This is a genomic window from Winogradskyella sp. (assembly GCF_003712105.1).
Classification (GTDB): Bacteria; Bacteroidota; Bacteroidia; order Flavobacteriales; family Flavobacteriaceae; genus Winogradskyella.
The window spans coordinates 391,871-413,019 of sequence record NZ_RHLG01000002.1 but is presented as its reverse complement, the minus strand read 5'-3'; the positions used below and the strand labels follow the sequence as shown (position 1 = coordinate 413,019).

Here is a 21,149-nt window from a genome sequence, read left to right as displayed (position 1 = left end):
GCTCGCTAAGTACTATAAGTTTTCTTTAATACGTAATAATCAGAATTAAATATGTAATGGTCTATCATCTGTAGCCGCCAAAGCTGCTTCTTTTACTGCTTCGGCAAATGTAGGATGCGCATGAGAGTATCTCGAAATATCTTCAGCAGATGCTCTAAACTCCATTGCAGTCACTGCTTCAGCGATTAGATCTGCACAACGTGCACCAATCATATGTACACCTAAAACTTCATCAGTAGATTTATCTGCTAAGATTTTTACAAAACCATCAATATCACCACTTGCTCTTGCTCTTCCTAAAGCTCTAAACGGAAACTGCCCTACTTTATAAGCTGTTCCAGCTTCTTTTAATTCTTCTTCAGTTTTGCCAACAGCCGCTACTTCTGGCCATGTATATACAACACCCGGAATTAAATTATAATCTATATGCGGTTTTTGTCCTGCTAAGGTTTCAGCAACAAAAACACCTTCTTCTTCGGCTTTATGAGCTAACATTGCACCTTTAATAACATCGCCAATAGCATAAATATTAGATGTCGTTGTTTGTAAATGCTCATTAACCTCGACTTGTCCTCTATCGTTAATCTTTACACCAGCTGCTTCAGCATTTAGTCCATCTGTATAAGGTCTTCTTCCTACTGAAACAAGACAATAGTCTCCTTTAAACTCAACGACTTCGCCTTTTTTATTTTCGGCCTTAACGATAACCTCATCACCTTTACGCTCCACAGATTGTACTTTGTGAGACATCATCATCTTGCATTTTGCCTTCTTGAAGACTTTGTTAAGTTCCTTTGATAAACCAGCATCCATTGTTGGTAAAATGCGATCCATGTATTCAATAACTGTAACCTCTGCGCCCAATCTTCTATATACCTGACCTAACTCTAAACCGATAACTCCGCCACCAATTATTATTAGGTGTTTTGGAATCTCTTTAAGCTTTAAAGCTTCAGTCGATGTAATAACACGTTCTTTATCTAGGTTAATAAAAGGTAAATTACTTGGTTTACTACCTGTTGCAATTATGGTGTGTTTTGCCTCAATTTCTCCAGCATCTTTGCCCTCGATTGTAATATGGGTAGCATCTTTAAAAGCCCCTAAACCTTCATATACATCGATATTATTTTTCTTCATTAAGAAATCGATTCCACCTGTAGTTTGATCAACAACTGCCTGCTTACGAGCAATCATTTTTTCTAAATTCACTTTGATTTCTCCCGGAATTTCGATGCCGTGTTCTTCAAAATGTTTTGTGGCTTCTTCATAATGATGTGAAGAACTTAACAATGCTTTACTAGGAATACAACCTACATTAAGACAGGTACCACCAAGTGTAGCATATTTTTCAATAATTGCAGTTTTCATGCCTAGTTGTGCACAACGAATTGCTGCTACATATCCACCAGGTCCTGAACCTATTACTGCTACATCGTATGATTTCATAAAATGACTTTATCTGATTAAAAACGGATACAAAAGTACGATTTAGATTAATTAATTACGAATTTTAACAACCTTATAAGATAGTAGTAAAATGGTATTAATTTTTCTGACCAATTTTGGTTAAAACCCAATCAATTTCCGGGTCAATGTTATCTAATCGATCTTGATAGGTTGGCAAAATTTCTACATCTGGCTTAATTCCGTATCCATCAGGATCAGTCTTGTGTTTTGAATCTATATGCATTAAACCAATCCTAGCTCTAACTTTAGTGTTTGGCAATGTGTAGTTTTTGTAATACCCAGCAACTGTGCCATTGTACGCACCGCCTGTTTCTTCACCTACAAATGTTGCTCTGTTATCACCATCTAATTGTGTGGATAAAACTGAAGATGCAGAGAAAGAATTACCATTGATTAAGACAAAGATTTTACCTTTAAAATTTAGCGGATTTGGTTCATGCGCTTTGGACGCTTTAAACTTGTAATACAACTGACCATCTTTTTTACTTGTCGCAATTAAATTGTGAGCAATTATTACAGGAGATAAAATACCGTAAAAGAGTTTGGTTCCAGTTGAACTAGAATTGCTCATGGCAGTCTTAAGTAATGGCAATCTTGTGTTGGTTTCACTTCTATTAATCAAAGTGAAATTTTTATCTGTTAAATAAGAGTATAGATTTTGGATTTCATTTAATCGACCACCAAAATTGTTTCTTAAATCGATAATAAGATGTTTAGATTGTGCAGAATCGATTCGAGTAAAGGTTTCCTCATAAAAATCCTTGTACTTGCCTCTTGTAAAACTTCGTATTTTTAATAGTGCTACTGTACTGTCTTTACCAATAAAGCTCAGATTTCTGTTATATTTTTTAGTTGAATAATTGTAGCCATATTTCTTATTCTTTTTCCTTCTTAGTTTTGATTTAATCTTGTCCTCTTTACGTTTTAGCTTTCTTTGTGCTTTTGAAAGCTTCTTAGGTTTCTTAAGTTTTAGAGAATCTTGTTTTGAAGAGTCTGTTTCAGTTTTCTTTTTGTTTTTCAGTTCTCGTTTATAAGACTTCACAAATGTTGAATCAGAGTTTCGAAGTGTTAAACTTATACTATCAAAACGCCCATTATGAATTGCATAATAGCCTAAAAACCGATAACCTACTACTCGATCATGAAACGTTGTATTGTAACCATCAGAAGCAACTATCTCTTTATACGTGTTAAATAACTTTATGGCATCATCGTCGTTAACCTTTAAAACTTCAGCATGCAATAAAAGCGAATCTTTTCCGCGAGCTTCTCTTATAATTAACCGCTCATCAACATACTCAAAACTTAAATTGCTAATATCGAATTTTGTTTTAAGTCTTGCCTTGCGTTCCTTTCTTGTAAAGCGAGTATTTGGTGAAGAAAGTGACATATGCCCTTGACCTACATACTTCGTAACTTTCGATAATTCCTTATGGAAATCACGACTCGTCATTGGTTTATTGAGCGCTGTTTTTAAACTATCGAACTTAAAATCTAATGTTTCCCTTGGTGTGTATTGATATAATCTTGGATGAAGTTTTTGTAATTGTCGATATACTTTATCTACGTCTTCGTGTAAATCTTCAACTGGATGCATTTTAGTAACAGCTTCATTATAAGTGGCGATACTTCCACAAGATGTTAATAGTATAATGCTAGCAAGTAAGAGTAGTCTTTTCATTTAGTTTTAGATAAGTTTTTATTTTTAATGACGCTAATTTTCAATTAATGGTTGCCTGTGATTGTCCTAGGTAGGAAATCCGAGCATCTCTCCCATTCCAACAGTAAATAACCAGCAGCCGTAAATAGCATGTTCTATCGAAACTAATAAGGTAGATTTGGTACGCTTAAACGTCAATGCAAATAGAATACCACCTATAAAGGTTAAAAACATCACCAAAGTATTCCTAAAGAAGATATGTGCCAATGAAAATAATGCCGCATTTACAATCAAGAAGAGTGTACCGCTTTTAAACAAAATTTCATAACGTTGAAAGAAAAATGTACGGTATATAAGCTCTTGAGGGTATACTGAAAAAAAGGAGTAGATAAAAAGGATAACCGTCCAAACATTTGGTTTTTTAAGCGGCATAAAAAACAGATTTTTAGCATCGAATAATTGCACATAAATACTTGTGATAACAATTATTATGGCCAACTGTAATAAGGTACGTTTCCAGAATGCTCTCCAATTTAAGTTTTCATTTACCTTGAACTTATTACCTTCAATTTTTAAAAGTACAAAAACGATGTAGGCAAAACCTATAATCCCAATTGCCATCTTTATCCAAATAGGAAAAGACAAAGCAAAACTTACAGGTGTAATTACAAAAATCAGGAAAAACTCTACTAGTTTATATTGGGTTGTCTGCATGCTACAATACGATTTCAGTGGTATGTTTTACTTCATTAATCATAAACATACTGTGAGTGCTGCCAATGTGATCTATGCTAGTGAGTTTATTAACCATAAACTCTCTAAAGGCTTTCATATCTTTTACTAACACTTTTAAGATATAATCGTAATCACCACTTATATGGTAGCATTCTAAAACTTCTTGCAATTTAGCAACTTCACGCTCAAACTTCATAACGTAATCCTGTGAATGTTGTGTTAATTTTATATGGCAAAATGCTATGAAGTCTTTTTCTACTTTAGATTTATCAATTAGTGCTACATAGCTAATAATTACACCTTGGTTTTCTAATTTTCGTATACGTTCGTAAACTGCCGTAACAGATAATCCTAAGATATTTGATAGTGCTTTATTTGTTTGTTTACTATCGTTTTGAAGTAAGTGTAATAGCTTCTTATCTATCTCATCAAATTGCATAGCGTTGTTTTTTCTAAATTTTAATTACTTGAATTAAAAGTATAAAATAATAATCTAAATTTTTAATTAATAATAGTTTTATTTTCTAATATTATAATTTTTAATTGATTTTTATTCATTTAATACTGAATTTTGAATCAAATTTTTAACCACAAATTATGTCCTTTAAACCTGCAAACAATATTCAAGATTTACAATATTTTGGAGAATTTGGCGGTGTAAATCCGTCAATTTCAGATTCATCTACATATACATTTTTATCAGCAAAAACGATGTTCGACACCTTTGAAGGTAATGCTGATGGTTGTTATTTATACTCAAGACATTCTTCACCTTCAAACCTTTACTTAGGTGAAGCCCTTGCTGCTATGGAAGGCACAGAAACTGCGACCGTAACTGCTTCTGGTATGGGTGCAATTACTCCGGTATTATTGCAATTATGCGAAGCTGGAGAACAAATTATAAGTAGTAGAACTATTTATGGTGGTACATATGCATTTTTAAAGAATTTTGCCCCAAGATTAGGTATCGATACTTCTTTTGTAGATATTACAAATTTAGAGCGTGTCGAAGCCGCAATTACAGACAAAACCAGAGTAATTTATTGCGAATCTGTAAGCAATCCACTTTTAGAAGTTGCAGATGTCCAAAGCTTAGCGCAACTAGCAAAAAAGTACAATTTAAAACTCGTCGTAGATAATACATTTTCACCCTTATCTATCTCTCCAAAAAAATTAGGTGCTGATGTTGTTATTCATAGTTTAACAAAGTTTATCAATGGGTCATCTGATACAGTTGGTGGTGTTGTTTGTGGCACTCAAGAGTTTATTGACCAATTGCGCAATGTTAATGATGGTGCTGCCATGTTATTAGGCTCAACTATGGATAGCTTACGATCAGCATCAGTATTGAAAAATCTTAGAACGCTACATATTAGAATGCAACAGCACAGCAAAAATGCTTGTTATTTAGCTAAAAAGTTTGAAAACTTAGGGCTAAAAACTGTTTATCCAGGTTTAGCATCTCATTCCTCACATGAATTATTTAAGTCTATGATGAATGCTGAATATGGCTTTGGGGGTATGTTGACAATAGATGTTGGAAGTTTAGATAAAGCCAATGCACTTATGGAGCTAATGCAGGAGCGAAATCTTGGTTATCTAGCAGTAAGCTTGGGGTTCTATAAAACACTATTTTCAGCACCTGGTAGTTCTACTTCCTCAGAAATACCAGATGAAGAACAACAACAAATGGGTCTTAGTGATGGTTTAATCCGTTTTTCGATTGGTTTAGATGCTGATATTGAACGTACATTTACAATGATGTATCAGTGTATGACTGAAATAGGCGTTTTAGAACCAGAAATGACTTTGGCTTAAATACCTTTTAAACGTTCAATCATAGGTGCGAAAATAGAACTTAACGTTGCACTCTCATCAAAATCTGGTCGCGCAGTTTTGATATCCCAACGTTTACCTTTTTTATAAACCGTAAACTTAAATACCGACGAATTTGAGTTACTAGGGTTCATTAACGGGTATCTTAAATCACTGTAAATAAATTCGTTAATACTATCTTTAGATTGTTGGACGTTATAGTAATTTTTGCTGAACCAAGCGAGCTGTGACAAATCCTCATCATCCATCGGTAAAAGGTCATGTCGTTTTTCAATACGCACCCAATTTTTAAATGTTTTTTCTTTATCCAAGAGCGAATAATACCCTAAGTAGTAAAACGATCGCGTTTCGGCAACACCATACCATAGTATGTTATTTAAAATACTTGGCTGCGTCTGAAAACGCTGATACAAAACACGATTATCCTTTAGTGAGTTTTCAAAAATAGTATCAACTGATGATTTGTTCAATAATGTAAAAATCATGTAAGCTGAACTTATTCCTATTCCTAATTTTAACCAAAGTTTACGCTTTTTATTTGTTCGTCTAAAAAACATTAAAACAATTAAACAAATCAGAAAAGGTAATGTATAAGCTGGGTCTGCAACAGATATATTATTAAACGCTACTCTATAATTACTGAATGGTGCAAATAATTGTGTACCATAGGGTGTAAAAGCATCGAGAATTGGATGTGTAAATAGTGCCCAAAAGAACAATAATATCCAATCTCTTAGTGTAGTAGTATCTGTTCGTTTACCAGTATTATAGAGTTTAAAAACAAGCCAACCAAAGGCAAATGCGCCCAAGACAGCAAAAAATATTGAGTGCATAAAACCGCGATGAAACATCATTGCTTGTATTTCATTGCTGTAAAGTTTAGAACCGACAAATACATCCAAATCTGGAATTGTACCACCAATGGCTCCAAATAAAAGTGCTTTATTTCCTATTTTTTTACCAAGCACAGCCTCACCACAGGCAGCACCAAGAACTAATTGAGTAAGAGAATCCATTCTAGGTTTTTAACTATAAAAATTCAGAATGGGAAATTAGTTATTCCTGTGAAGTATTTAAAACTAAAGTGTTGTAATATTTAATTTTACTGATATTTTTAACAACTTTTGACTTTAGTTCTTGCTTTAGACTTAGCATTTCGCTTCGTTGAGATGCCTTGCTAAATGCTTCTGGATGAAATTCTAATTTAGCTAAATAATCAAGTGTTTGTAAATTTCGACAAAGCTCTCTGTTACTTTTCTCTAATTCATTCCTAACCTCTAGTGAAGATAATTGATTAGAATATCTCTCAAGTGCATTTTTTCTTTGTCCGTGTAATCTGGAACAAATTTTAGTTTTCATAATATTAGCTACATTCATAAAGCATCTGCATTTTAACTAATTATATGACGCACAAACAGTTACAATAGTCACACTTTTTCGATAAATGATATATTTATAGGACAAACTGAATTTAAAATCCGATAATTTGCGATACGGTTGAGATTATTGTAACATTACAGAACTAAATTTAAAATAATGCAAGAAGACAATAACAATCTCTCGGATATTGATATAGATAAGCAAAGCATAAAAGACAACAAAGAATTAAGTTTTCTCGAAGCTATGGTACCTGTTGTAATTCTTATGGGGCTTTTAGCTTATAACATTTTTTTTGTAGAAGACCAAGAATGGTTTGGAGGATATACTAATCAAATTATACTATTAATTGGTGGTGGAGTTGCTGCAATTGTTGGGTTCTTGAATAAGGTGAACGTACAAACCATGCTCGCTGAAATCTGGGAGAATCTTAAAAGTGTTTTTGTTCCTATCATGATACTATTTTTAGTAGGTGCATTAGCTGGAACTTGGCTTATAAGTGGTGTAATTCCTGCTATGGTATATTATGGTTTACAGGTTTTGAGTCCAGAAATTTTTCTACCAGCTTCTGTTATTATTGCTGCCGTTATCTCTATCGCTACTGGAAGTAGTTGGACAACATCAGCCACTGTCGGAATTGCATTAGTTGGAATTGGGTCTGCATTAGGCATTTCACCAGGGATGATTGCTGGTGCTGTGATTTCTGGTGCGTATTTTGGTGATAAAATGTCACCACTTAGTGACACTACTAATCTTGCGCCTGCAATGGCTGGTACAGATTTGTTTACACATATAAAGTATATGACATTTACTACCGTGCCTACAATTATTATAACCTTAATATTTTTTGGAATAATAAGTTTTTCTATAGAACCAACTGGTAATGCCGATATAAGTAACCTTTTAACATCTATTGATAATACTTTTAATATTTCACCTTGGTTATTTTTAGTACCCGCTGCAGTAATTGGTCTTATCCTAGTAAAAACTAAACCGCTAATTGCTTTAGCTTCTGGAGTAATTCTGGCTATAATTTTTGCACTTATTTTTCAAACTGATGTATTATCAAGCTTGTCAAGTTCAAATTTTTCTGCTATTACTACTTCAATTTTAACAGATACAAATATTGCAACTGATAATGATGCACTTAATGAATTATTCTCTTCTGGTGGAATGAATGGAATGTTATGGACAATCTATCTTATTATGTGTGCTATGGTTTTTGGTGGAATAATGGATGGAATTGGAGCTTTATCTCGTATCACAAAAGCTCTGCTTTCTGTAGCATCAAGTGTTTTTGGATTATTTGCCAGCACAGTTATAAGCTGTTTAGGTTTAAATGCAATAGCATCAGACCAATATCTAGCAATAGTTATCCCTGGTAAAATGTTTAAAAAAGCATATGAAGATAAAGGCTTAGCGCCCCAAAACTTAAGTCGTACACTTGAAGATTCTGGTACTGTGACTTCAGTATTAATACCTTGGAACACCTGTGGTGCTTATCAAAGTGGTGTGCTCAATGTAGGCGTAGGCGAATATTTTGTATATGCAATGTTCAACTGGTTGAGCCCTTTTACAACACTACTATTCGCTGCACTAAGAATAAAGATTAAAATGCTAAAGGATAAATAAAACTAATTTAGAAGTGCTTTAATTTCAGAAAGTCCTTTTTCTTTGGCATAATCTAATGCCGTTTTACCAGTATTGTCTTTTACAGACATATCTGCACTATGCTTTAAAAGTAATTTTACCACTTCAATTTGATTGTATTGTACGGCATAGATCAAAGGTGTAATACCACTATTGTTTTGAGCATTAACATCGGCGTTATTATCGATTAATAATTTAGCCAAAGGTACATTCCCTTTAAAGCTTACTCCTAATAATGCTGTATTACCAGAAGCATCTTTTATATTTACCTCTGCATTATGCTTCAGAAGTATTTCAGTGGCTTCTGAATTATTAAAATAAGTTGCAAAAATTAACGGTGTAAAACCGCGCATATCTTTTGCATTTACTACAGAGGCATTATTTGCGATTTGAAGTTCTAAGCGATCATTTAGGCCTTTTCGTATGGTATCAAAAAACAATTCTGTTGCATCCATATTTTAAAGATAAAAAAAGGAATGTACATAATTGCACATTCCTTTTTCTAGTAACAATTATAATCTATTTTAAATCGTATCTGTCTAAATCCATCACTTTAGCCCAAGCAGCAACAAAATCATTTACAAAACGAGATTCGCCGTCATCAGCTCCATAAACTTCACAAACTGCTCTTAGCTCAGTATTAGAACCAAAAATTAAATCTGCTCTTGTTCCTGTGAACTTAACAGCACCAGTTCTTCGGTCACGACCTTCAAAAAGTGTTTCGTCTTCCGAAGTCGCACTCCAAGTATACGTAAAATCAAGAATGTTAGTAAAGAAATCGTTAGTTAAATGGCCAACATTGTCTGTAAAAACACCATGATTAGAACCATCATGATTTGCCCCCAAGACACGTAATCCACCAACTAAAGCCGTCATCTCTGGGATTGAAAGCGTTAATAAATTGGCTTTATCGATTAATAAATCTTCGGCCGGAACATCTAATTTAGTTTTCATATAGTTTCTAAAACCATCTGCAACAGGCTCAAGATGTCCAAAAGAAATTTCATCTGTTAGCTCTTGCGAAGCATCACCTCTACCTTGACTAAATGGTACATTTACTGAATGTCCAGCATTGCTAGCAGCTTCTTCTACCGCAGCGTTACCTGCTAAAACAATTAAGTCTGCCATTGAGATAGTACCACTAAATTCATTTTGGATGCCTTCTAAAACATTCAATACTTTATGTAATTCATCTGGATTATTCACTTCCCAACTACGTTGTGGCTCCAAACGAATTCGAGAACCATTTGCACCACCACGCATGTCCGAGCCTCTAAACGTTGAAGCCGAAGCCCAAGCTGTTTTTATCAATTCAGAAATTGATAATCCTGATGCAAAAACCATTTTCTTTAATGAAGCAATGTCTTCATCGTTTAATGTATAATCTACTTTTGGAATCGGGTCTTGCCAAATTAATTCTTCGCTCGGTACTTCTGGACCTAAATAACGATCAACTGGTCCCATATCTCTATGTGTTAGTTTAAACCAAGCACGAGCAAAAGCATCTTCAAAAGCAGCATGATCTTTATGGAAACGTTCTGAAATTTCTCTAAATCCAGGATCCATTTTTAAAGCCATATCAGCAGTAGACATCATAAGTGCTTGTGTACCATTTCCACCTGCAGCTGGTGCCATTTTTGCATTTGAAGCCGCTGTTGGTGTCCATTGATGTGCACCGGCAGGACTTTTTGTTAATTCCCAATCGTAATTTAATAATACATCGAAGTAATCAGCATCCCATTGTGTTGGATTTGGTGTCCAAGCACCTTCCAGACCGCTAGTAATGGCATCATCCAAAACACCTGACTTATAGGTGTTTTTCCATCCAGTACTCATCTCTTCAATAGAAGCACCGTGAGGCTCTACTCCAACAAACTCGTCAGGATTAGCAGCACCGTGGGCTTTTCCAAATGTGTGTCCACCAGCAACTAACGCTACAGTTTCTTCATCATTCATTGCCATACGGCCAAAGGTAATGCGGATGTCATGAGCTGATTTTAATGGATCTGGATTTCCATTTGGCCCTTCAGGATTAACATAGATTAATCCCATGTGTACCGCACCTAAATCACCTTCTAATAAGCCATCTTTAGTGTCGTATCTATCGTCATTATCTAACCAGCCTGTTTCATTTCCCCAGTAAATATCTTGTTCTGGTTCCCATACATCTTCTCTTCCTCCTGCAAATCCAAAAGTTTTAAAGCCCATTGATTCTAGAGCACAGTTACCTGCTAAAATCATCAAATCTGCCCAAGAGATCTTCTTACCGTATTTCTTTTTTACTGGCCATAACAATAAGCGTGCTTTATCTAAATTTCCATTATCTGGCCAACTATTTAACGGTGCAAAACGATGAGTTCCAGTACCCGCGCCACCACGACCATCACCAACACGATACGTACCTGCGCTATGCCACGCCATACGGATCATAAACCCACCATAGTGTCCATAATCAGCCGGCCACCAATCTTGAGAATCGGTCATTAAATCAATTAAGTCTTTCTTTAATTCATCATAATTAATACTATTAAAGGCCTTGGCATAATCAAAATCCTCTCCCATTGGGTTAGATTTTTCAGCATGCTGTCTTAAAATATTCAATTTAAGTTCATTAGGCCACCAATCTCTATTACTCGTTCCTCTACCAGCTGTAAGTTTCTGTGCGCCACTTAAATAAGGACATTGACTTGCGTCACCATTGTTGTTATGATTCATTATTTATTTTTTAATTGTTTATCTAGCTATAAAATTAAAGAATAAAGTTTGGCAGCTTATAGCTAAAAGATATTATATTTTTATTTTTCAATAGTTTTTGTCTATGAGAAATTTATTTAGAATAGTTTCAAATAATGACATTTTAAAATTATTGTCTAACAAAACCAATCAATCTTGATTTAATTAGGAGTAATCATTAAACAGTCTTGTTAAAGACTTGTAGAAGAGTGATTTGATTATTATTTTTAAAACAAAAACGCTATGTTACTGAAAAAGACCAATATCGAGGAAAAACTAAAGCGACTTAAGAAAAAAGAAACTAGAGAAGATGATATCTTAAATGAAGTAAAATCTATTTTGGAAGATGACGCCAAAATCGAAGATAGAATTTTAAAAACCCTCGATAATGGAAAATCATATGGTGGTAACAATTTTGAATTCGATTTACTAGAATCTAAAAATATCTACCACATAGACCAAATTAAAAAAATCTGTATAGACTACAGATTGCGTTTTTTAGATTCAAAATACTTTAAGGGCAAACTACCATATGAAGCTATAACTAAAATAAAACATATTGAAAAACAGCATAATACAGAATTAAAAGGCTTTAAAATCATTGCTCCTTCAAAAATGTTTAAACTAGAAAATGCTGACGACCCATTATTATTTGCTCCCATAGGTAACGGTTATTTTTACCTCATTCACAAATGGGGAAATGATTTGAATCCATTTCGTAAGTTACTGATGTGGCCTTATAAAAACTTTGGCAATCTGATTTTTACGACTTTCTTGGTCAGTATTTTCGCAACAGCTCTATTCCCTGAAGGCGTATTCTCAAATAAACCGAATTCCTCTCAAGCTGGTATGATTTTCTTCTTCATGTTTAAGTCTATAGCCGCAATGGTAATCTATTATGGTTTTGCTGCTGGCAAGAATTTTAATCATGCTATTTGGGATAGTAAGTACTATAACGCTTAGCTGAAAGTTGTAACATCCCACTATTTTTTGTAACTTATAGGTATAACCAAAACCTTTAAGTTATGAGTGTTTCTGAATATACAAAAGTGTTTAGTGGCAACATCTTTTTGGTCACTAGAATAAAAGCAGAGTTAGAAGCTATTGGCATTGTACCTGTAATTAAAGACGAAGGCGAGTCGCAACGCTTAGCTGGCTATGCATCCATGAATCAAGGCTATCAGGATGTATATGTCAATAATGAAGAACTAGAAAAGACTATGGAAATTATTAATAGAATTAATGACGAGATATCTTCATAAAAAAAAGCAATCTTTTAAGATTGCTTTTTAAGTTATTTACTAAGCATTAACAGCATACATCTTTTCGCGCTGTTCTTTTATCTTTTTATCGCTCATATACTCATCAAACGTCATGTAACGGTCAATAACACCATTTGGAGTAAGCTCAATAATTCTGTTACCAACAGTCTGTGCAAACTCATGATCATGAGTGGTTAACAATACTGTACCTTTAAAATTCTTTAAAGCGTTATTAAAAGCCGTGATACTTTCTAAGTCTAAGTGGTTGGTTGGCTCATCGACCATAACTACATTAGCACGCATCATCATCATTCGGCTTAGCATACATCTTACCTTTTCTCCACCAGACAATACGTCAGAGGTCTTTAATGCTTCTTCTCCACTAAAGATCATTTTACCTAAGAATCCTCTAATGTAAACTTCTTCACGTTCTTCTTCGGTTGTAGCCCATTGACGTAACCAGTCTACCAATGTTAGTTTATTATCAAAATACTCACTATTATCTAATGGTAAGTACGATTGATTGGTAGTAACACCCCAAGCATATTTGCCTGAATCTGCTTTTTCCTTTCCGTTTATAATCTGATAAAAGGCTGTTGAAGCTCTAGAATCTTTAGAATAAATAACAACCTTATCTCCTTTTGCCAGATTGATATCTACACCTTTAAATAACAATTCTCCATCAATACTTGCAGATAGACCTTCAATATTCAAAATTTGATCTCCTGCTTCACGGTCACGCTCAAAAATAATAGCTGGGTAACGACGACTGGATGGTTTGATATCTGATATATTTAATTTATCTATCATCTTCTTACGGCTGGTTGCTTGTTTAGATTTAGCAACATTTGCAGAAAAACGACGGATAAACTCTTCTAGTTCCTTTTTCTTTTCTTCAGCCTTTTTATTTTGCTGTGCGCGTTGTCTTGCTGCTAATTGCGAAGACTCATACCAGAAGGTATAATTACCTGAGTAGTGATTTATTTTCCCGAAGTCTATATCCGAAATATGTGTACAAACGGCATCCAAAAAGTGACGGTCGTGAGAAACTACTATGACACAGTTATCATAGTTTGCAATAAAGTTTTCTAACCAAGAAATCGTTTCATAATCCAAGTCATTTGTAGGCTCATCCATAATTAACACATCTGGATTACCAAATAAAGCCTGTGCTAATAAGACTCTTACCTTTTGTTTACCATCAAGGTCTTGCATTAAGGTATAATGCAAATCTTCTTTTATACCAAGGTTAGAAAGCATTGCTGCAGCATCACTATCGGCATTCCAACCATTCATTTCTTCGAACTGTACTTGAAGCTCTCCTATCTTTTCGGCATTTTCATCTGTATAATCTGCATAAAGTGCATCAATTTCAGACTTTAATTTATAAAGTGGCTTATTACCCTTTAAGACGGTATCTAAAACTGTATCCTCATCATGCTTGTTGTGATTTTGTTCTAAAACAGACATACGTTTTCCGGCTTCAAGATGAACATGCCCTGAAGTTGGTTCCATATTACCTGCTAAAATCTTTAAAAACGTAGATTTTCCGGCACCATTAGCACCTATAATTCCATAGCAATTACCATTATTAAATGTGGTATTTACCTCATCAAAAAGAATACGTTTTCCAAACTGAACCGAAAGGTTAGAAACTGATAACATTTTTGCTTGTTTTAATTGGCGGCAAAAGTAGAAAAATTAAGTGATTAGAGGAAATTTATGACGATTATAGCAATATTTAACGCCGCATTAACAAGACCTAACCATAGCAACCCATATTTTTGCTTCTAACGTAAGCGTAAAGCTGCATTTGATGAAACGACTAGCACTTCTCTCTAACCTATTACTTTTTTGCGTCTTGGGCTGCAAAAATACGTCTGTATCTGATACTGACACAGCATTCTTTGGCGGTGAGATAATTAACCCAAAAGGAGAAAGTGTTATTTTCTACAATAGAAGGGAAAATGTAAGTGATACGCTATACCTCGATGCAAACAACAGATTTAAACACAATATCTCTAATCTAAAGTCTGGTTTGTATTCATTTTGGCATGGTGGTGAAATTCAATTTGTAATTATAGAGCCAAATGATAGTGTAATGATTAGACTTAATACCTATGACTTTGACGAATCGTTAGTATTTACAGGTAAAGGGTCTAAGAAAAATAACTTTCTTATAAAGTCCTTTCTGCATAATGAAAAAGAGTCTAGAAAGCTTGTAAAATATGGTCAAAAGAAAGAACCAGAAGATTATAGAGTTTTCATTGATGACTTACATGAAAAGGAAATTGCAAGTTTTGAAAAGTTTAAGTCTAATAAAACCATTTCTCCTTTAGCGAGTTCAATTATTAAAGCTAATATTGATTACCACTATTATGCCGCCAAGGAAATATACCCTTTTGTGTATTTTGGCGAAAATAAAATGGTACACATTAAGGATCTACCTGAAAATTTTTACGACTTTAGAAATGCTACTGATTACAATGCAAAAGACTTTAGTGAGCTTTTTGCATATAATAGGTATTTGTTTTTCCATTTCGATAACTTGGCTGTAGGATCGTTTTATGAAAATCATGAGTTTCATAGTAAATTTGACCGACATGAACTTGACTACAACAAATCCAAACTTAATCTTGTTGATCTCTATGTTGATGACGAGATTATAAAAAATAGTATACTTAAATACAAGACCAGAGAGTTTATAAATAATTGTGATAGTAAAGAGGAAATTAATGATTTAATGGCATCTTATTTATCCAAGACTACAAGCGAAGAAGATATAAAATACCTTAACGGATTAATTGCTTCTTTAGATAATTTAAAACCGGGTAAAGGTCTTCCTGACTTAAAAGTCATCAATACAAATAACCAAGAGATGACCATTGCGCAAGTTGTAAAGAAGCCTACACTTATCTACTTCTGGTCTACCAACAAGAAAAAGCATTATAAGAACAGTCACTATAGAGTGAAAGAGCTTAAAACTGAATTTCCAAAAATGGGCTTTATGTCTATAAACATTAATGACAACCCAGATAAATTTTGGAAAGAAACAATATATCAGTACAAATTTGACATTACCAACGAGTATCGTTTTAAAGACCCAAAAGATGCTCTAAAAACACTTGCAGTTAATTATTTGTATAAAGTAATGATTGTAGATAAGGATGCGCATATTATACATCCTAATGTAAATATTTTTAATGAAGACTTTGAAGCTTTGCTAAAAGATATGATACAAAAAAAGGAGCTCGTGTTAAATTAGAAGCTCCTTAAAATTGAATAATTTATCTTCTTCGTTTTAATTTCCTTTTTTATAATCAGCCAAGAACTTTTCTAAACCTATATCTGTTAAAGGATGATTTAACAACCCAACAATAGATTTTAAAGGTCCGGTCATCACATCAGCTCCTATTTTTGCACAATCTATTACATGCATCGTATGTCTTACAGAAGCTGCTAATATTTGAGTATCAAATCCGTAGTTATCATAGATATGACGAATCTCTGATATGAGGTTTAAACCATCAGTAGAAATGTCATCTAATCGCCCAATAAAAGGAGATACATATGTGGCACCAGCCTTAGCAGCTAAAAGTGCTTGTCCAGGAGAAAATACTAATGTCACATTAGTTTTAATACCTCTATCTGAAAAATATTTACAAGCTTTAACACCATCTTTAATCATAGGTAGTTTAATTACAATCTGCTCATGTAATTCGGCCAAAGCCTCACCTTCTCTGACCATACCATCAAAATCTGTTGAAATAACCTCGGCAGAAACATCTCCATCAACAATATTGCAGATGTCTACATAATGTTTCATAATATTATCATGCCCAGTAATACCTTCTTTAGCCATTAAAGATGGATTTGTTGTTACACCATCTAAAATACCCATGTCTTGAGCCTCTTTTATCTGTTCTAAATTGGCAGTATCAATAAAAAATTTCATGTACGGTTTTAGTTTTGAATTGTTATGTTAAAGATGCCACGAATTTACAACAATTGCATACTTTGATTATTAAAAAAAATAAAAAGAAATTAACTTTTAGTCAACAGGAATAAACAGATGTATTTTACTTGAATCGTTTATCCTGATTGATAGTGTATCATTAACAAATAGTCTATGAAAACGACCATCGTTAATTCTGATAGTCTTGGTGTATTTTACTTTATCAAAAAAAGTGTCTTTCTCTATCGTAGTACAACTTTGGTCTTCAAAAACTTTTGAGCATACTTCTATTTTCGAATCTTTATGATAAAACATATGATAGACCTTAACTCTTGGTGTACAGAATACCTCAACCTCATTTATTTCTGAATTATTAATTGGACTGTAAGTATGATAATGAGGTGCTGGTGTCATCAAAGGACAGGCATAAAGCATTACACTTACGACTATTAATAAAATACATGACCTTTTCTGCATTAGGAGGAATTATATTCCAAAAACGCTATATTAAAGATAAAATTACAGTACTATAAATCTGGATTTATTCGTTTACAAATAATGTAAAGTCTTTGCTGACTACATCATCGCACGTAGGACTTGCATCGAAAAAGCCATCCTGAAAGCTTTCAACAGATAAATATACTGTAAAATCGAAAGAACCTGCTTCCTCAGGACGACCAATAAGTCTAATTTCTCTTGGGAAGAATAAAACTTCAATACCTGCTGGTAAATCCCCAAATACTTCAAAGAAATAATCATAAGAATTATCATTGGCATCATTATCTACTTCTGCTGTGATACGCTGTTGATAAGGTTCATCTAAAAACCCGCTAGAAATTACAGATTCATTAATTTCTGGATTAACACCAAATACACATTCTAATGCTTCATCACAAGACGAAAGCGTAAAAAAAGTAAGTAAGAAAAAGAGCGTAGTTTTTGACTTCATGATCGATGATTTTACTCGATAATCGAGATTAATATTTTTTTAATTATCAATCACAAAAAACGTACCAAAAAAACTAATTATAGTTTATAGTGATTCATTAAAAGTTTCTCATAAACTTTATCTGGTAGAACACGTTTAAGTACAATAGAAAATTTCTGCATAAAAGCTCCAACCTTATAGTGTATTTTTGGGTTTTTGGTTTCAATTATTTTATACACCTTTTGTGCAACCAATATTGGAGAACTACTACTATCGACATCATCGTCAATATCTTTTAAAACTCTAGCATAATCTTTATAAGGAGAATCTTCTGTAGCTGGTGCATGATAGCGACCAGCTGCAATATTTGTTGCAAAATCACCAGGTGCCAGATTACACATATTTACATTAAACGCTTTAAGCTCCATACGAAAAGCTTCTGTAGCTAATTCAAGCGCACCTTTACTTGTACTATAAATGCCTCTAAACGGTAAACCCATATAACCAGCTATTGAGGTAATATTAATGATAAGACCACTGTTCTGAGTTCTCATACTAGGCAAAACCGCTTTTATAACATTAATAGGTCCAAAAAAGTTGGTTTCGAAATTTCGTTTCATTTCAGTTTCAGGAATTTCTTCCATTGGGCCAGTAATACCAGCGCCCGCATTATTAACCAAAACATCTATTTTACCTTCGAGCTTTAAAACCTCATCGATACAAGCATTAATAGTATCATTTTTAGTAACATCTAAAGCTATTAATGGAAATGAAGTGCCAGGATATCTATCAGGGTTTCTACTCGTACCATAAACCACAAAATTTTTGGTCTGTAAATATTCGCCTATCGACTTACCTATTCCAGAAGAACCGCCAGTAATTAAAACAACTTTAGACATACTTTTGAGTTAGAAGTTGAAAGTTAAAAGTACAAACATTCATTTTATGGTACAAAAAAAGGCAAGCTACCTACATCACACCGCTACGACCGCGTACCTTTGCTTCGTTCCCGACCTGGAGGATTGAGCAGGAGCTGGTTGTGTAGGACTTGCCGGCTGCAAAGATACAACCTTTTAATACTTTCACAATATTTTTTTAATCCTATTTTTTATAGATATCTTGCCAAAAATTCAATGCGTTATATGTTAAGATTTAAATATTTCATTGTCATAATTTTAGGAGGTTTGGTGTTAGCTTGTAGTAGTGAAAAACCAGTTTTAACCGTTAAGACTTCAGCAAAAAATAATACCGCTAAGCTTGGACAAACTGTGAAGCTTTCATTAAAAAATCCTGACGGTGTCTCAATTAATGCTATTGAATATGTATTAGAAGGAAAAAAGGTAACCGAAAATTTAAGCCTTGATGGAGTAAAACTTGGCAAACAAGATTTAGTGGCAAGAGTTATTTCAGGTAATGATACCATTATAGCCGAAAGTAATCTTAAAGTATTAGATAATAAACAACCTGACTTATACACATTCGAAATTATAAACACCTATCCGCATGACAATACATCTTATACACAAGGTTTAGAGTTTCATGATGGTGTGTTATACGAGAGTACTGGGCAATTTGGCGAGTCTAAACTTCGAAAAGTAGATTACAAAACTGGTGAAGTTCTAAAAAACCTTGACCTTAACGGTGGTTATTTTGCTGAAGGATTAACCATTTTAGATGGCAAAATTTATCAATTAACATGGAAAGCAGATACAGGTATTATATACGACCTAAACACATTTGAAAAGCTAGGCATCTTTAGATACAACCAAAGTGCTGAAGGTTGGGGCTTGTGTAATGATGGTACATCTTTATATAAATCTGATGGCACGGAGCGAATTTGGACACTAAACACATCTACTTATACAGAAGATGATAAAATAGAAGCGTATACTCAAAAAGCCAAAGTTGGTCGTTTGAACGAGCTTGAGTGGATTAATGGTAAGATTTATGCTAATCTTTATACGACAAACTTTATCATTATTGTAAACCCTAAAAATGGTTCTATTGAAGGTATTATTGACCTAACTGAGCTTACCAAGCAAATTCCTAGCTTTACCAAAGATGATAATGTACTCAATGGTATTGCTTATAATCCTGAAACCGAAACTATTTTTGTGACTGGGAAACGTTGGGATAAACTTTTTGAGATTACAATAGCTAAGAAGTAAGTCTTGCAAATCTTTCAAAAAGAAATAGTCGTATCAGATTCTGACCTTGATCAACTCAATCATGTTAATAATGTACGCTACGTACAATGGGTTCAAGATATTGCTGAAGAACACTGGCTTAAAAGTGCTTCAACGTCTATTCTAAATAATTTCTATTGGGTATTGATAAAGCATACTATAGACTATAAAGGTCAAGCTTTTCTGGGTGATACCATATTAATTAAAACTTTTGTAGTGTCTTCCGAAGGTGTTTCATCTGTTAGAAAAGTTGAGATGTATCATCAAAAAACCAATAAACTCATAATTAGTTCAGAAACAAAATGGTGTCTTATAGATGCAAAGACGCATCGTCCAACTCGAATTACCGAAGGCATTGCAACCCTTTTTGACTAGTATACTTCAAAAATCTGTTAGTTCAAATAAGCCCTGAAATTCTAAAAAGCCAACAGAAATGTACAAGTCTCGATAATCGAGTTAAAATTTTTAAAAATAGTTTTTAGACTTACAAATATCCTCGTTATTGTAAGAGATTTCTAATTTTAAACACGCCATCTAAATGCTACGAAAACTACTTTTTGTTTTATTTACAGTTTCATATTCAATTACTAATGCCCAAGCGATAAATGCAATTGTTTACGATTCTGAAGAGCGTGTAAAAGGTGTAAAAGTTCTAAATATTACTCAAAAAGTGCTAACAGTAACTAATGAGCAAGGTGAATTTACAATTAAAGCAAATCCTAGAGATACATTATCATTTCAATCTGTTTTTTATAAACCTATATTTGTTATTGTAAAAGAAGATTATTTTGAAGGCACTTATGTCTTTGAACTTCAGAAAATAATTAATGAATTAGAAGAAGTTAATATAGCTAGCAAACCAAAACCTGTAGTTTTTGCAAAAGATAAATACAATCAAAGTCTTAACGACATTATCACAAAAGATAAAGAACTACGTGGTGTTACTGCTAATGGTGCATCAAAATACGGTGTGGATTTTATTAGAATAGCTAAAATGATTGGGAAGCTATTTAAAAAGAAGACTCAAGACATCCCAAATACTTTAAAGTACGATCAGTTAAAGCGCTTATTTGAAACAAATCCGTTTTTTACCCAAGCACTTTTAACCAATGAACTGAAGGTACCTGAACAATACCATTCACTTTACTATGAGTTTTGCGAAACAAAAAATATTCTTGAAAGCAAACTCAACTACAACACAAGACTAATATTGCTTGATGATTTTACATTATACGCCAGCGAGTTTATGGTGATTGTAGAAATGGCCGAAGAACAGGCCAAGGACACAAAAAAGAATTAGCTATTCTTTTTCTACTCTATACTAAAACATCAATTGAAAAGTTATATTTTTAGCCTGAAA

The 21,149-nt window shown here is 33.6% G+C and carries 21 protein-coding genes and 1 other RNA gene; 8 read left to right on the top strand and 14 right to left on the bottom strand.

The window, feature by feature from the left end; all coding sequences use genetic code 11:
• Positions 1 to 45 precede the first annotated feature (45 nt).
• The 4 genes from lpdA to ED556_RS06370 all read right to left on the bottom strand — a co-directional run bounded on the left by lpdA (position 46) and on the right by ED556_RS06370 (position 4,301).
• Entirely contained in the window at positions 46 to 1,446 is a 1,401-nt protein-coding gene (gene lpdA / locus ED556_RS06385; RefSeq protein ID WP_296320904.1) for a dihydrolipoyl dehydrogenase, read from the bottom strand.
• Positions 1,447 to 1,543: 97 nt separating this feature from the next.
• Complete coding sequence (locus ED556_RS06380) at positions 1,544 to 3,148, bottom strand: S41 family peptidase (protein WP_296320901.1); 1,605 nt, start codon at positions 3,146 to 3,148, stop codon at positions 1,544 to 1,546.
• A 66-nt stretch (positions 3,149 to 3,214) separates the two neighbouring features.
• On the bottom strand, positions 3,215 to 3,841 hold the full coding sequence (locus tag ED556_RS06375; RefSeq protein ID WP_296320898.1) for a CPBP family intramembrane glutamic endopeptidase: 627 nt from the start codon (positions 3,839 to 3,841) through the stop codon (positions 3,215 to 3,217).
• A 1-nt stretch (position 3,842) separates the two neighbouring features.
• Positions 3,843 to 4,301 (bottom strand): Lrp/AsnC family transcriptional regulator, encoded by a 459-nt coding sequence (locus ED556_RS06370; protein WP_296320895.1) that lies wholly within the window; start codon positions 4,299 to 4,301, stop codon positions 3,843 to 3,845.
• A gap of 158 nt (positions 4,302 to 4,459) precedes the next feature.
• Between ED556_RS06370 and ED556_RS06365 the strand changes: the two genes are divergently transcribed.
• Positions 4,460 to 5,680: an aminotransferase class I/II-fold pyridoxal phosphate-dependent enzyme gene (locus tag ED556_RS06365; protein WP_296320892.1), complete on the top strand. Its 1,221-nt coding sequence runs from the start codon at positions 4,460 to 4,462 to the stop codon at positions 5,678 to 5,680.
• Here the strand turns inward: ED556_RS06365 and ED556_RS06360 are convergent.
• Entirely contained in the window at positions 5,677 to 6,714 is a 1,038-nt protein-coding gene (locus ED556_RS06360; protein ID WP_296320891.1) for a metal-dependent hydrolase, read from the bottom strand. The two genes, ED556_RS06365 and ED556_RS06360, sit on opposite strands and share 4 nt — an antisense overlap.
• Before the next feature lie 40 nt (positions 6,715 to 6,754).
• Complete coding sequence (locus ED556_RS06355) at positions 6,755 to 7,057, bottom strand: hypothetical protein (RefSeq protein WP_296320888.1); 303 nt, start codon at positions 7,055 to 7,057, stop codon at positions 6,755 to 6,757.
• Positions 7,058 to 7,234: 177 nt separating this feature from the next.
• Between ED556_RS06355 and nhaC the strand changes: the two genes are divergently transcribed.
• Entirely contained in the window at positions 7,235 to 8,707 is a 1,473-nt protein-coding gene (gene nhaC, locus ED556_RS06350; RefSeq protein WP_296320885.1) for a Na+/H+ antiporter NhaC, read from the top strand.
• 2 nt (positions 8,708 to 8,709) lie between these two features.
• On the opposite strand, the gene ED556_RS06345 is transcribed toward nhaC, so the two are convergent.
• Positions 8,710 to 9,180 carry an ankyrin repeat domain-containing protein gene (locus ED556_RS06345; protein ID WP_296320883.1) on the bottom strand — a complete coding sequence of 157 codons (471 nt, stop codon included), beginning with the start codon at positions 9,178 to 9,180 and terminating at the stop codon, positions 8,710 to 8,712.
• Between the two features lie 64 nt (positions 9,181 to 9,244).
• Positions 9,245 to 11,440, bottom strand: coding sequence for a catalase/peroxidase HPI (katG, locus tag ED556_RS06340; protein WP_296320880.1), 2,196 nt, complete (start codon positions 11,438 to 11,440; stop codon positions 9,245 to 9,247).
• Between the two features lie 261 nt (positions 11,441 to 11,701).
• Here katG and ED556_RS06335 point away from each other — a divergent pair, with 261 nt between their 5' ends.
• Together ED556_RS06335 and ED556_RS06330 are read left to right on the top strand one after the other, a co-directional pair.
• Positions 11,702 to 12,421, top strand: coding sequence for a hypothetical protein (locus tag ED556_RS06335; protein ID WP_296320877.1), 720 nt, complete (start codon positions 11,702 to 11,704; stop codon positions 12,419 to 12,421).
• 62 nt (positions 12,422 to 12,483) lie between these two features.
• Positions 12,484 to 12,720: a DUF2007 domain-containing protein gene (locus ED556_RS06330; RefSeq protein ID WP_296320874.1), complete on the top strand. Its 237-nt coding sequence runs from the start codon at positions 12,484 to 12,486 to the stop codon at positions 12,718 to 12,720.
• A 39-nt stretch (positions 12,721 to 12,759) separates the two neighbouring features.
• On the opposite strand, the gene ED556_RS06325 is transcribed toward ED556_RS06330, so the two are convergent.
• Positions 12,760 to 14,385 carry an ATP-binding cassette domain-containing protein gene (locus ED556_RS06325; RefSeq protein ID WP_296320871.1) on the bottom strand — a complete coding sequence of 542 codons (1,626 nt, stop codon included), beginning with the start codon at positions 14,383 to 14,385 and terminating at the stop codon, positions 12,760 to 12,762.
• 151 nt (positions 14,386 to 14,536) lie between these two features.
• Here ED556_RS06325 and ED556_RS06320 point away from each other — a divergent pair, with 151 nt between their 5' ends.
• Positions 14,537 to 15,985: a redoxin domain-containing protein gene (locus ED556_RS06320; RefSeq protein WP_296320868.1), complete on the top strand. Its 1,449-nt coding sequence runs from the start codon at positions 14,537 to 14,539 to the stop codon at positions 15,983 to 15,985.
• Positions 15,986 to 16,021: 36 nt separating this feature from the next.
• On the opposite strand, the gene fsa is transcribed toward ED556_RS06320, so the two are convergent.
• The 5 genes from fsa to ffs all read right to left on the bottom strand — a co-directional run bounded on the left by fsa (position 16,022) and on the right by ffs (position 18,657).
• Entirely contained in the window at positions 16,022 to 16,675 is a 654-nt protein-coding gene (gene fsa / locus ED556_RS06315) for a fructose-6-phosphate aldolase (protein WP_296320864.1), read from the bottom strand.
• A gap of 96 nt (positions 16,676 to 16,771) precedes the next feature.
• A complete protein-coding gene (locus ED556_RS06310) occupies positions 16,772 to 17,152 on the bottom strand; it encodes a hypothetical protein (RefSeq protein ID WP_296320861.1) in 381 nt (126 codons plus the stop codon).
• A gap of 64 nt (positions 17,153 to 17,216) precedes the next feature.
• Complete coding sequence (locus ED556_RS06305) at positions 17,217 to 17,624, bottom strand: hypothetical protein (protein ID WP_296320858.1); 408 nt, start codon at positions 17,622 to 17,624, stop codon at positions 17,217 to 17,219.
• A 77-nt stretch (positions 17,625 to 17,701) separates the two neighbouring features.
• Positions 17,702 to 18,502: an SDR family oxidoreductase gene (locus tag ED556_RS06300; protein WP_296320855.1), complete on the bottom strand. Its 801-nt coding sequence runs from the start codon at positions 18,500 to 18,502 to the stop codon at positions 17,702 to 17,704.
• A gap of 56 nt (positions 18,503 to 18,558) precedes the next feature.
• Positions 18,559 to 18,657: signal recognition particle sRNA small type (ffs, locus tag ED556_RS06295), an RNA gene on the bottom strand.
• An 88-nt stretch (positions 18,658 to 18,745) separates the two neighbouring features.
• Between ffs and ED556_RS06290 the strand changes: the two genes are divergently transcribed.
• The 3 genes from ED556_RS06290 (at position 18,746) to ED556_RS06280 (ending at position 21,089) form a co-directional block, all read left to right on the top strand.
• The gene (locus tag ED556_RS06290) at positions 18,746 to 19,771 is read left to right on the top strand and encodes a glutaminyl-peptide cyclotransferase (protein ID WP_296320853.1); all 1,026 of its coding nucleotides are present in this window, start codon (positions 18,746 to 18,748) and stop codon (positions 19,769 to 19,771) included.
• A 3-nt stretch (positions 19,772 to 19,774) separates the two neighbouring features.
• On the top strand, positions 19,775 to 20,164 hold the full coding sequence (locus ED556_RS06285; protein WP_296320850.1) for an acyl-CoA thioesterase: 390 nt from the start codon (positions 19,775 to 19,777) through the stop codon (positions 20,162 to 20,164).
• Between the two features lie 163 nt (positions 20,165 to 20,327).
• Complete coding sequence (locus ED556_RS06280) at positions 20,328 to 21,089, top strand: hypothetical protein (RefSeq protein ID WP_296320847.1); 762 nt, start codon at positions 20,328 to 20,330, stop codon at positions 21,087 to 21,089.
• The last annotated feature ends 60 nt before the right edge of the window (positions 21,090 to 21,149 follow it).

Excerpts from the sequence above, each read along its gene's own strand:
- ED556_RS06310 (WP_296320861.1), bottom strand. The coding sequence starts at position 17,152 with ATGCAGAAAAGGTCATGTATTTTATTAATAGTCGTAAGTGTAATGCTT.
- katG (WP_296320880.1), bottom strand. The coding sequence starts at position 11,440 with ATGAATCATAACAACAATGGTGACGCAAGTCAATGTCCTTATTTAAGT.
- ED556_RS06330 (WP_296320874.1), top strand. The coding sequence starts at position 12,484 with ATGAGTGTTTCTGAATATACAAAAGTGTTTAGTGGCAACATCTTTTTG.
- ED556_RS06345 (WP_296320883.1), bottom strand. The coding sequence starts at position 9,180 with ATGGATGCAACAGAATTGTTTTTTGATACCATACGAAAAGGCCTAAAT.
- ED556_RS06365 (WP_296320892.1), top strand. The coding sequence starts at position 4,460 with ATGTCCTTTAAACCTGCAAACAATATTCAAGATTTACAATATTTTGGA.
- ED556_RS06355 (WP_296320888.1), bottom strand. The coding sequence starts at position 7,057 with ATGAAAACTAAAATTTGTTCCAGATTACACGGACAAAGAAAAAATGCA.
- fsa (WP_296320864.1), bottom strand. The coding sequence starts at position 16,675 with ATGAAATTTTTTATTGATACTGCCAATTTAGAACAGATAAAAGAGGCT.
- ED556_RS06280 (WP_296320847.1), top strand. The coding sequence starts at position 20,328 with ATGCTACGAAAACTACTTTTTGTTTTATTTACAGTTTCATATTCAATT.
- ED556_RS06335 (WP_296320877.1), top strand. The coding sequence starts at position 11,702 with ATGTTACTGAAAAAGACCAATATCGAGGAAAAACTAAAGCGACTTAAG.
- ED556_RS06370 (WP_296320895.1), bottom strand. The coding sequence starts at position 4,301 with ATGCAATTTGATGAGATAGATAAGAAGCTATTACACTTACTTCAAAAC.
- ED556_RS06305 (WP_296320858.1), bottom strand. The coding sequence starts at position 17,624 with ATGAAGTCAAAAACTACGCTCTTTTTCTTACTTACTTTTTTTACGCTT.
- ED556_RS06300 (WP_296320855.1), bottom strand. The coding sequence starts at position 18,502 with ATGTCTAAAGTTGTTTTAATTACTGGCGGTTCTTCTGGAATAGGTAAG.
- ED556_RS06375 (WP_296320898.1), bottom strand. The coding sequence starts at position 3,841 with ATGCAGACAACCCAATATAAACTAGTAGAGTTTTTCCTGATTTTTGTA.
- ED556_RS06380 (WP_296320901.1), bottom strand. The coding sequence starts at position 3,148 with ATGAAAAGACTACTCTTACTTGCTAGCATTATACTATTAACATCTTGT.
- nhaC (WP_296320885.1), top strand. The coding sequence starts at position 7,235 with ATGCAAGAAGACAATAACAATCTCTCGGATATTGATATAGATAAGCAA.
- ED556_RS06325 (WP_296320871.1), bottom strand. The coding sequence starts at position 14,385 with ATGTTATCAGTTTCTAACCTTTCGGTTCAGTTTGGAAAACGTATTCTT.
- ED556_RS06320 (WP_296320868.1), top strand. The coding sequence starts at position 14,537 with ATGAAACGACTAGCACTTCTCTCTAACCTATTACTTTTTTGCGTCTTG.
- ED556_RS06360 (WP_296320891.1), bottom strand. The coding sequence starts at position 6,714 with ATGGATTCTCTTACTCAATTAGTTCTTGGTGCTGCCTGTGGTGAGGCT.
- ED556_RS06290 (WP_296320853.1), top strand. The coding sequence starts at position 18,746 with ATGTTAAGATTTAAATATTTCATTGTCATAATTTTAGGAGGTTTGGTG.
- lpdA (WP_296320904.1), bottom strand. The coding sequence starts at position 1,446 with ATGAAATCATACGATGTAGCAGTAATAGGTTCAGGACCTGGTGGATAT.